Annotated in this window: 12 protein-coding genes; 7 read left to right on the forward strand and 5 right to left on the reverse strand. The window is 65.6% G+C overall.

Annotated elements, in window-relative coordinates:
* Window positions 1-76: 76 nt before the first annotated feature.
* Window positions 77-289: a hypothetical protein gene (locus tag P1U48_RS11500; RefSeq protein WP_301069129.1), complete on the forward strand. Its 213-nt coding sequence runs from the start codon at window positions 77-79 to the stop codon at window positions 287-289.
* Between the two features lie 49 nt (window positions 290-338).
* Here P1U48_RS11500 and aroC read toward each other — a convergent pair whose 3' ends face one another.
* On the reverse strand, window positions 339-1,442 hold the full coding sequence (gene aroC / locus P1U48_RS11505) for a chorismate synthase (protein ID WP_301069130.1): 1,104 nt from the start codon (window positions 1,440-1,442) through the stop codon (window positions 339-341).
* A gap of 165 nt (window positions 1,443-1,607) precedes the next feature.
* On the opposite strand from aroC, the gene P1U48_RS11510 reads away from it, so the two are divergent.
* Genes P1U48_RS11510 through lpxK form a run of 3 tightly spaced genes read left to right on the forward strand, consistent with a single transcriptional unit; the run spans window position 1,608 to window position 4,087 of the window.
* Complete coding sequence (locus tag P1U48_RS11510; protein WP_301069131.1) at window positions 1,608-1,847, forward strand: DUF4170 domain-containing protein; 240 nt, start codon at window positions 1,608-1,610, stop codon at window positions 1,845-1,847.
* Between the two features lie 9 nt (window positions 1,848-1,856).
* Window positions 1,857-3,077, forward strand: coding sequence for a glycosyltransferase N-terminal domain-containing protein (locus tag P1U48_RS11515; protein ID WP_301069132.1), 1,221 nt, complete (start codon window positions 1,857-1,859; stop codon window positions 3,075-3,077).
* Complete coding sequence (gene lpxK / locus P1U48_RS11520) at window positions 3,077-4,087, forward strand: tetraacyldisaccharide 4'-kinase (RefSeq protein ID WP_301069133.1); 1,011 nt, start codon at window positions 3,077-3,079, stop codon at window positions 4,085-4,087. The genes P1U48_RS11515 and lpxK overlap by 1 nt, the downstream gene beginning before the upstream one ends.
* Before the next feature lie 21 nt (window positions 4,088-4,108).
* Here lpxK and P1U48_RS11525 read toward each other — a convergent pair whose 3' ends face one another.
* The 4 genes from P1U48_RS11525 to puuE are packed head-to-tail and all read right to left on the reverse strand — an operon-like array spanning window position 4,109 to window position 8,221.
* The gene (locus P1U48_RS11525; RefSeq protein ID WP_301069134.1) at window positions 4,109-5,458 is read right to left on the reverse strand and encodes a nucleobase:cation symporter-2 family protein; all 1,350 of its coding nucleotides are present in this window, start codon (window positions 5,456-5,458) and stop codon (window positions 4,109-4,111) included.
* A gap of 50 nt (window positions 5,459-5,508) precedes the next feature.
* A complete protein-coding gene (locus P1U48_RS11530) occupies window positions 5,509-5,991 on the reverse strand; it encodes an ureidoglycolate lyase (RefSeq protein WP_301069135.1) in 483 nt (160 codons plus the stop codon).
* The gene (locus P1U48_RS11535) at window positions 5,988-6,806 is read right to left on the reverse strand and encodes a bifunctional allantoicase/(S)-ureidoglycine aminohydrolase (RefSeq protein WP_301069136.1); all 819 of its coding nucleotides are present in this window, start codon (window positions 6,804-6,806) and stop codon (window positions 5,988-5,990) included. The genes P1U48_RS11530 and P1U48_RS11535 overlap by 4 nt, the downstream gene beginning before the upstream one ends.
* Complete coding sequence (gene puuE, locus P1U48_RS11540; protein ID WP_301069137.1) at window positions 6,803-8,221, reverse strand: allantoinase PuuE; 1,419 nt, start codon at window positions 8,219-8,221, stop codon at window positions 6,803-6,805. Before puuE ends, P1U48_RS11535 begins: the two co-directional genes overlap by 4 nt.
* 71 nt (window positions 8,222-8,292) lie before the next feature.
* On the opposite strand from puuE, the gene uraH reads away from it, so the two are divergent.
* From uraH to P1U48_RS11555, 3 genes are read left to right on the forward strand one after another with little or no spacing between them, the layout of a single operon-like run.
* Window positions 8,293-8,652 carry a hydroxyisourate hydrolase gene (gene uraH / locus P1U48_RS11545; RefSeq protein ID WP_301069138.1) on the forward strand — a complete coding sequence of 120 codons (360 nt, stop codon included), beginning with the start codon at window positions 8,293-8,295 and terminating at the stop codon, window positions 8,650-8,652.
* Complete coding sequence (locus P1U48_RS11550; protein WP_301069139.1) at window positions 8,652-8,888, forward strand: hypothetical protein; 237 nt, start codon at window positions 8,652-8,654, stop codon at window positions 8,886-8,888. The genes uraH and P1U48_RS11550 overlap by 1 nt, the downstream gene beginning before the upstream one ends.
* A 26-nt stretch (window positions 8,889-8,914) precedes the next feature.
* On the forward strand, window positions 8,915-9,151 hold the full coding sequence (locus P1U48_RS11555) for a GlsB/YeaQ/YmgE family stress response membrane protein (RefSeq protein WP_301069141.1): 237 nt from the start codon (window positions 8,915-8,917) through the stop codon (window positions 9,149-9,151).
* Window positions 9,152-9,278 lie beyond the last annotated feature (127 nt).

The following is a 9,278-nucleotide window of genomic DNA, read 5'->3' on the forward strand; positions in this document are numbered from 1 at the left end:
CTGTTCGTCGTTCGTCGAGGTCGGCACGCGTTGTGGGTCGAGGTCCTGCACTGATCTCGATCACAAGATTCGAAGAATGATCGCAATCCATAGCCGCGAGGGACGTGGTATGCTCATTGGTGAGCTCGCGCCAAAGATGCATGCCAAACACGGCACCCAGATCAGCAGACAGCCAGAAGGCACCTGGAGGGGCTATCTAAGCAAGCGACCGACCCTCTACGACCTTGATCCCAAGGGCCCTGGCGCCATGGTCCGTTTCCGCCCGGAAGGTTTTGCCGCTATCGCGTGATTGTTGGAGACAGCCGTGGATTCAGGCCGAAGGGTGAGCGTCCCGGACCTCAGCCAATCACCCCGCCCGCATCGCCAATCTGTCCGCGATGCAGCAGCAGGTGGTCCAGCAGCACGCAGGCCATCATCGCCTCGCCCACCGGCACCGCGCGGATGCCGACACAGGGGTCGTGGCGGCCCTTGGTGATGATCTCGGTGGCCTTGCCTGATTTGGTGATGGTCTGGCGTGATTTCAGGATCGAGGAGGTGGGTTTCACTGCAAAGCGCACAACCACGTCCTGACCGGTTGAAATGCCGCCAAGAATGCCGCCCGCGTGGTTGGAGGAATAGACCGGCTGGCCGTCGTTGCCCATAAAGATCTCGTCGGCATTCGCTTCGCCGGTCAGCTCTGCCGCCGCCATGCCGTCGCCGATCTCGACGCCCTTGACCGCGTTGATCGACATCATCGCCGCCGCCAGATCGGTGTCGAGCTTGCCATAGACCGGTGCGCCCAACCCGGCGGGAAGGCCGCTGGCCACCACCTCGATCACCGCGCCGACGGAATTGCCGGATTTGCGCAACCCGTCCAGATAATCGGCCCATTCCCCGGCGGCGCCTGCGTCGGGCACCCAGAAGGGATTGCGCTCGACCTCGCTCAGATCAAAGCGTTCACGGTCGATCCGATGCCCGCCCATCTGCACCATATAGCCGGTGATCGACACCTCGGGCGCCAGCAATTCCAGCGCCGCGCGCGCCAGCCCGCCGGCGGCGACCCGCGCCGCCGTTTCCCGCGCCGAGGAGCGGCCGCCACCACGATAGTCGCGGATGCCGTATTTCTGCCAATAGGTGATGTCGGCGTGACCGGGGCGGAATTTTTCGGCGATCTCGCCGTAATCCTTGCTGCGCTGATCGGTGTTGCGGATCATCAGTTGCACCGGGGTGCCAGTGGTTTTGCCCTCGAACACGCCAGAAAGGATCTCGACCTCGTCCGCCTCGCGGCGCTGGGTGGTGAATTTCGAGGTGCCGGGTTTGCGTCGGTCCAGCCAGTGTTGGATCATCGCCGCATCCACCGCGACGCCCGGCGGACAGCCGTCCACCGTCGCGCCCAGGGCAGGCCCATGGCTTTCGCCCCAGGTGGTGACGCGGAAAAGATGCCCGAAGGTGTTGAGAGACATGGCCGATCCCCTAATTGCGCGGCCTGACTAACCCATGCCCGGAGCCCGTGCAATCGGCGCGCGCAAACCGCGCCGCTGTTCGACCCCGGCTTTCCATCGCCTGCGCCGTTGATTAGAACCGAAGTGACAGCACCGCATTCCCAGCCCCGTGAAAGGAGCCTTGCCTTGCAACGTCTGCATTTCGTCTTTGGTGGCGAACTCGTCGATCCGACCAAGAACCTGTTCAAGGATGTCTCGGCCATTCATATGGTCGGGGTGTTCCCGGATTACGCCAGCGCCTATGACGCCTGGAAATCCGAGGCGCATCGCACCGTGGACAATGCGCATATGCGCTATTTCATCTCGCATATTCATCGCCTGACGGACGAAGAAACCGCCACGTCGCCGACCGAGGAACTGGGCTGAGCTGCGGCGATGGCCCGGTCGGTCAGCCTATCCGCCTATCTGGCGCTGGCCCGGAGGGCGCCGCCGTCGAGTTGGGAACCGCCGCAGCAAGCGCGCCCTGAGGGACCGCTGATCTGGCTGCACGCCGGCGCGGCCTCGGCCCTGCCGGCGCTGTTGCAACTGGCCGATCGTTTTGCCGGGCTGGGCGGTGACGCGCAGTTCTTGCTGACCATCGGCGGCGAAGGTCCGCCGCCAGAAGTGAAGGCGCCGAATATCATCGTTGCCGAGCTGCCGCCGGAAAACATCGCGGCCGCCGAGATGTTTCTGGCGCATTGGCACCCGGATCTGGTGCTCTGGTCCACCGGCCATCTGCGCCCGGCGCTGTTGGTCTCGGCGGCACGCATGGGGCAGGTGCTGTGGTTGATCGGGGTGGATGAGACCGCGCTGGAAGAGGGGCGCTGGCGCTGGCTTCCGGATATGTCGCGCGGCGTGGTCGGGGTCTTTGCCCGGGCCTTCGCCAACAGTGCCAATGCGGCGCGCCGATTGCAGCGGCTGGGCCTGCCCGCCGCCCGGGTCGAGGTCACCGGGCCGCTGCAGACCGCCGCCGCCGCGCTGCCCTGTGACGAGGAGGAGCGCGCCCGGCTGGCGGCGGAAATCGCCGGGCGCTCGGTCTGGCTGGCGGCGCGGGTGCACCTTGCGGAGGTCGATACGATCCTTGCCGCGCATCGTCGCGTCTCACGCTCGACCCACCGGCTGTTGCTGATCCTGGTGCCTGCCGAACAGGCCGACAACGACGCCATCGCGCAGCGGGTGCTGGCCGAGGGCTGGCGGGTTGCCCAGGTCGCGGCGGGCGAGGTGCCGGGCGAGGGCAGCCAGATCCTGCTGGCGGATAGCGCCGAGGAGATGGGAATGTGGTTTCGCCTGTCGCCAATCGCCTTCATGGGCTCGTCGCTGCTGCCGGATCTGGCAGGCTGTGACCCCTGGGCCCCGGCGGCGCTGGGCGCGGCAATCCTGAGCGGACCGAACACCGGGGTGTATCAACCCGATTATACCCGCCTGGCCGAGGCGGGCGCGGCCCGGATCGTGCAGGATGCCGATACCCTGGCCAATGCGGTGTCGCGGCTGACCGCCCCGGATCAGGCGGCGGCAATGGCACATGCCGCCTGGACCCTGGCCACCGATGGCGCCGAGGCCACGGATATCCTGCTCGAACAGATCGATGCCCGGCTTGACGAGATCGGGTTCGGCTGATGCGCAGCCCGGATTTCTGGCACCGTCCCACCGGGGCCCTGGCCCGGATCCTGACGCCGCTGGGCTGGGCCTATGGCGCGGCCACCGGCCGCCGGATCGCCAGGCATGGTCCCGGGGTCGATCCCGGGGTGCCGGTGATCTGCGTCGGCAATCTGAACGCGGGCGGCACCGGCAAGACGCCGACGGTGATCGCGCTGCTGCAGATGCTGGCCGAGCGTGGGATCGCGGCGCATGTGCTGACCCGTGGCTATGGCGGCACCGCAGCCGGACCGCTGCGGGTGGACGAGCGGCGCGATACGGCGGCCCGGGTCGGGGATGAGGCGCTGTTGCTTTCCGCCTTTGCCCCGGTCTGGGTGGCGCGGGACCGTCTGGCCGGGGCGCGGGCGGCGGTGGCGGCAGGGGCGGCTTTGCTGATCCTCGATGACGGGTTTCAGGACCCGGCGCTGATGAAATCGCTGGCACTGGTGGTGGTCGATGCCGCCCGTGGCTTTGGCAATGGGCACTGCCTCCCGGCGGGGCCATTGCGCGAACCAATCGCCAGCGGGCTGGCGCGGGCGGATCTGCTGATTTCAGTGGGCGCGGCGCGGGCGCAGGCAGGTTTCACCGCGCTGTGGGGGCGGGGCATCACGGTGCCACAGGTGATGGCCGAGCTGTGCCCGCTGCCGACTGGCATGGATTGGACCGGCACGCCGTTCCTGGCCTTTGCCGGGATCGGCCATCCCGAGAAATTCTTTGCCACCTTGCGCAGGCTGGGGGCGACCCTGATCCATGCCGAGGCGCTGGCCGATCATCAACCGCTGAGCGCGGCGTTGATGATGCGGCTGGAGCGTGACGCGGCGCGCCACGGCGCGCAGCTGGTGACCACGGAAAAGGATGCGGTGCGGCTGCCGCCGGAGTGGCGGCAAAGGGTGATCACCCTGCCGGTCCGGCTGGCCTTTCAGGACCCGGCGCCGCTGTTGCAGGCGTTGGAGCGGATCGGTCAGCGCGTGGGTCCGGCGCCCGCGCCATAAAGGCCGGGCGCCGGTTATGGCTCAGTCCAGGTCTTCTGGCAGCAGCAGGTTCAGGATGATCGCCAGCCCGGCGGCGGGCAACAAACCGGAGGTCAGCAGGATCTGCATGGTCCTCGGCAGGTGTTGTAGCGCCGATGGCTCCAGTTGAAGCCCGAGGCCAATCGATAGAGACACCGCGAAGATCACCATGTTGCGGCGGTTCCAATTGACTTCCGACAGCATGCTCACCCCGGCGGCGGTGACCATGCCGAACATCACGATCACCCCGCCACCCAGCACATTGATCGGCACGGTCGAAACCGCGGCGCCGATCTTGGGCACCAGCCCGCAGAGGATCAGGAACACCGCGCCGATGGTGACGACATGGCGGCTCATCACCCCGGTGATCGAGATCAGCCCGACATTCTGGCTGAACGAGGTGTTGGGCAGGCCGCCGAACACCCCGGCGATGGCGGTCCCGGCACCATCGGCAAAGGTCGCGCCGGAGATTTCCTTGTCCGTCGCCTCGCGCCCGGCGCCACCCTTGCAGATGCCGCTGACGTCGCCGACGGTTTCGATGGCGGAAATCACCGCCATGAAACACATGCCGATGATGATCGCGCCGTTGAACTCAACGCCCCATTTGAACGGCATTGGCAGGGAAAAGCTGGCCGCGCGTCCGATATTGCCGAAATTCACCTGGCCCATCAGCAATGCGACGACATAGCCCGCCACCAGCCCAGCCAGCACCGCCGAGACCGAGATCAGCCCGCGGGTAAAGAATTTCAGCGCCAGGGTGACGACGACGACGACCAGGGCCGGTGTCCACATCGCCAGCGAGCCGAACTCTGGCTTGCCCATGAGTGGCACGCCACCGGCGGCATATTGGATGCCGACCTTGACCAGCGCCAGCCCGATCATCAGCACGATCAACCCGGTCACCAGTGGCGGCAGGGCAAAGCGTATGCGGCCGATCACGCTGCCCAAGGCAAAGTGAAAGAGGCCGCCGATCACCACACCGGTCATCAGCCCGGCCATGCCCGAGACACCCTGACCGGCCACCGCCGGGATCATCACCGGCAGAAAGGCAAATGAGGTGCCCTGAACGATGGGCAGCCGCGCGCCGATCGGACCCATGCCGATGGTCTGAAACAGGGTGGCGATGCCAGCGAACAGCATCGACATCTGGATCATGTAGATCAGGTTCGGAAAATCCGGTGAGTTCGAACCAAAGCCAAACCCCGCCGCCCCCGCGACAATGATTGCGGGCGTCACGTTGCTGGCGAACATCGCCAGCACATGTTGGATACCCAGCGGCACCGCCTTGGCGATCGGTGGGGTATAGTTCGGGTCGCGCATCTGCGCCGCGGTGCCGAGTGTCGTGTTAACCATTTTCATCCCTCGCTGGTTATCCGGCGCGCCTCTGGTGGGCGGGTCCAGGTTCAGCTTACGACAAAAGGCTGCTTCAGGAAGTGTTCTTCCAGGTTGGGGCTGTCCGCAATTCGATCAATCACCGCAAAAAGCCCCGGTTCTGCCAAAGGTGTAAGCACCCCGTGCCAGGTGCCCTTGTGAAAGCTGACCGCCTGGCCGGGTTGGGGCAGAAAGGCGCGCGGTGATCCCGGCACCCCGGCGACGTCCGGCGCGACGATCACCAGCCAGGCCATGTCAGCCATCGGCAGAAAGGTCTGCGATCCCTCGGGATGGCGTTCCAGCATGCCGCATTCATAGGGCAAGTGGCGTGGTCGGGCCCGAAAAATGCTGACCCCGGCGCGCCCGTCCGGGCCAAAATCCAGTGTCGCGCGATCATGAAACCGGTCGCACCAGCCGTCATTGATCACCTTGTCGGGGGCGCCAGTTGCCTCAAGCACATCGCCAAAGGGGGCAAAAGCCTCGGCGGTCAGCAATTCGGCGCGAATCTCGATCACAACGCCAGCCTCGGGTGCCGGTTGACGTCCTTATACAAAAGATAGCGGAACGGGTCCGACCCGGAGGCATGGCAGCCCTGCGGGCAAAAGGCGCGCAGCCACATGAAATCACCGGCCTCGACCTCGACCCAATCACGGTTCAGCCGATAGACACCCTGGCCCTGCAACACCAGCAGGCCATGTTCCATCACATGAGTCTCGGTGAAGGGCACATCGGCGCCGGGGGCGAGGTTGACGATGGTCACATGCATGTCGTGGCGCAGATCGGCGGGATCGACAAACCGGGTGGTGGACCAGCGCCCGTCGGTGTTCGGCATTGTCATCGGGGTGATATCGGCATCATTGGTGACGATCACCTCGGGCGCGGCGATCCCCGGCACCGGCTCATACCGCTTGCGGATCCAGACCAGCACCGCGCGCTGATCGCCTGCCCGCAGGGTCCAGCCCGATCCCGGTGGCAGAAAGGCAAAGCCGCCGGGCGCCATCTGGTGACTGGCACCGTCAACCCTGAGCGTCACCTCGCCCTCAAGCAGGAACAGCACGCCCTCGCCCTCCGGATCCGGCTCCGGTGCTTCGGAGCCGCCGCCGGGCGCCAGTTCGACGATCAATTCGGCAAAGGTTTCGGCAAATCCCGACAGCGGCCGCGCCAGCACCCAGGCGCGGGCCTGTTCCCAGCCCGGCAGCAGGCTTGCGGTGATGTCCGACTGCACATGGCGCGGCATGACGGCATAGGCCTCGGTGAACACCGCACGTCCGGCAATGATACTGTTCTGCGCCGGCAGGCCGCCCCAATCCGAGAAATAGCGGCGTGTCATGGCAGGAGATCCTTCAACCGGTGAAAGGCGATGCGCTCCACTTGCGCGCAGGCGGCGGTAAACTCGGTTTCCGGGTCATTGGCAAGCCGGGCCTCAAAGGCGGCCGTGATGCTGGCCTTGGTGTTGTCTTTGACCGCGATGATGAAGGGAAAGCCGAATTTTTCCATGTAGGCGGCGTTCTGCGCCTGAAACCTGGCACGTTCGGCATCGGTCAGTGCGTTCAGCCCGGCCGAGGCCTGTTCGGCGCTACTTTCTGCCGTCAGCCGTTGCGCCTGCGCCAGCTTGCCCGCCAGATCCGGGTGCGCGTTCAGCACCGCCAGCCGCTCTTCCGGCGTGGCCGAGCGGAAGGCCCGCGCCAGCGCGTTGCACAGCCCTGCCGCCCGGTCATGGGCAGGGCCCAGTTCCAGCTTGAAGGCGCGTTCGGCGACCCAGGGCGAATGTTCATAGATGCTGCCAAAGGCGGCGATGAAATCGGCCCGGTCCATCTGCGACGGCACCAGGTCCGGGGTCACCGGCGGATGCACGTCGGCCCAATGCCGGGCGATGTCGATGCGGCGGGCGCACCAGACGCCCTCATGACCCTGCACATAGTCAATGAACCGGCGCAGCGCCTGCACCCGGCCGGGCCGACCCAGCAACCGGCAATGCATGCCGATGCTCATCATCTTGGCGCTGCCCGCCTCTCCTTCGGCATAGAGCGCATCAAAACTGTCCTTGAGGTGCTCAAAAAAACCGTCCGGGGCGCCGAACCCGGCGGCAACGGCAAAGCGCATGTCGTTGCAATCCATCGTATAGGGGATCACCAACTGGTCGCGCTCGCCAAAGCGCATCCAATGCGGCAGGTCGTCGTCGATCGCGTCGCTGATCCAGTCGAAACACCCGGCCTCAGCGCCCAGTCGCGCGGTGTTCATCGAACAGCGCCCGGTGTACCAGCCCCGCGGCGGGGCGCCGCAGACCTCGGTATGCAGGCGGATCGCTTCGATCATATCGGCGCGTTCCTCCGCTTCGGATGCGTCCTTGTAGTCGATCCATTTCAGCCCGTGGCTGGCGATTTCCCAGCCGGCCTCCTGCATCGCCCCGACCTGTTCCGGCGATCGGGCCAGGGCGCTGGTGACGCCGAACACCGTCAGCGGGATGGCCTTTTCCACGAACAGGCGCTGCAACCGCCAGAATCCGGCGCGGGCGCCGTATTCGTAATTGCTCTCCATGTTCCAGTGCCGCTGACCGGGCCAGGGGGCGGCGCCGATGATCTCGCTCAGGAACGCCTCCGAGGCCGGATCGCCATGCAGAACGTTGTTCTCGCCGCCCTCTTCGTAATTCAGCACGAAACTGACCGCGATCCGTGCCGCGCCCGGCCATTTTGCCTCTGACGGCGTCGCGCCATAGCCGATCATGTTGCGTGGATAGCGGTGCATGTGCTTGTCTCCCTCTCAGGCGCTGCATGGAACCCCAGCGCCGCCCCTGTTGCAAGCGGATCGGAGCCGGAATGTCCAAAGGCTATCTCACCACCCATGTTCTGGACACCGCGCGTGGCGCCCCGGCGGCGGGATTGCGGATCGCGCTTTACCGGATTTCCGGCGAGTCGCGGATGAAATTGCTGGAAATGACCACCAATGCCGATGGCCGCACCGACAGCCCGATCCTGCCGCAGGGCCGGTTCGAACCCGGCGAATATGAGCTGATATTTCATGCCGGCGCATATCTGCGCGCCAGTGGTCAGGCCGGGGCCGCGCCGCTGTTCCTTGACCGAATCCCGATCCGTTTCGGCATTTCCGACGGGGCGGCGCACTACCATGTGCCGCTTCTGCTTTCGCCATATGGCTATTCAACCTACAGAGGCAGCTGATGTTTTTTACCCTGATGGGCACCGTGGTGATTGCCGGGATCGTTGGCTATGTCGCCGAGAAAACCCAATTCACCCAGAACGGCTATCTGCCGTCGATCATCATCTGCGTCGGCGGCGCCTTCCTGTTCTTTTTCGTCCGCATCATGTTCGGCTTTCGCTTCGGCACGCCGGGGGTGGATGCCCTGATCTCATCGATCGGCGCGCTGATCATCGTGCCGACCCATTATCGCAAATAGACGACGACATATCGAAGGAGGCCGACATGGGCTTTATTCTCTGGATCCTGATTGGCGCGGCGGCTGGCTGGGTGGCAACGCGGGTGCTCGATATCCAGGCTGGACCGGTGCAGACGGTGATTGTCGGCATGGCCGGCGCTCTGGTCGGTGGGCTGATTCTGAAATCGGTGCTGGCGGTGCTGGGCATCCTCGGCGGGCTGATCGGCGCGGTGCTCGGGGCTCTGGTGGTGCTCTGGGCCTGGGATCGCTACGGCCCGAACTAGCGCCACTTGCCAACTTCCTCTGGTCCGAAATATCCCGGGGGTGAATGGCAAGGCCGTCCGGCCTTGCCAGAGGGGGCTGGCCCCCTCCTGCGGCGCGGGCAACGCCCGCGCAAACCCATTGTTCCCG

Origin of the sequence: Pseudooceanicola sp., from assembly GCF_029213205.1 — a bacterium.
Lineage (GTDB): Bacteria > Pseudomonadota > Alphaproteobacteria > Rhodobacterales > Rhodobacteraceae > Pseudooceanicola.

What these genes read in the sequence shown, in the direction of transcription:
- P1U48_RS11500 (WP_301069129.1), top strand. Translation starts at nt 77, where the DNA reads ATGATCGCAATCCATAGCCGCGAGGGACGTGGTATGCTCATTGGTGAG.
- aroC (WP_301069130.1), bottom strand. Translation starts at nt 1,442, where the DNA reads ATGTCTCTCAACACCTTCGGGCATCTTTTCCGCGTCACCACCTGGGGC.
- P1U48_RS11515 (WP_301069132.1), top strand. Translation starts at nt 1,857, where the DNA reads ATGGCCCGGTCGGTCAGCCTATCCGCCTATCTGGCGCTGGCCCGGAGG.
- lpxK (WP_301069133.1), top strand. Translation starts at nt 3,077, where the DNA reads ATGCGCAGCCCGGATTTCTGGCACCGTCCCACCGGGGCCCTGGCCCGG.
- P1U48_RS11525 (WP_301069134.1), bottom strand. Translation starts at nt 5,458, where the DNA reads ATGGTTAACACGACACTCGGCACCGCGGCGCAGATGCGCGACCCGAAC.
- P1U48_RS11535 (WP_301069136.1), bottom strand. Translation starts at nt 6,806, where the DNA reads ATGACACGCCGCTATTTCTCGGATTGGGGCGGCCTGCCGGCGCAGAAC.
- puuE (WP_301069137.1), bottom strand. Translation starts at nt 8,221, where the DNA reads ATGCACCGCTATCCACGCAACATGATCGGCTATGGCGCGACGCCGTCA.
- uraH (WP_301069138.1), top strand. Translation starts at nt 8,293, where the DNA reads ATGTCCAAAGGCTATCTCACCACCCATGTTCTGGACACCGCGCGTGGC.
- P1U48_RS11550 (WP_301069139.1), top strand. Translation starts at nt 8,652, where the DNA reads ATGTTTTTTACCCTGATGGGCACCGTGGTGATTGCCGGGATCGTTGGC.
- P1U48_RS11555 (WP_301069141.1), top strand. Translation starts at nt 8,915, where the DNA reads ATGGGCTTTATTCTCTGGATCCTGATTGGCGCGGCGGCTGGCTGGGTG.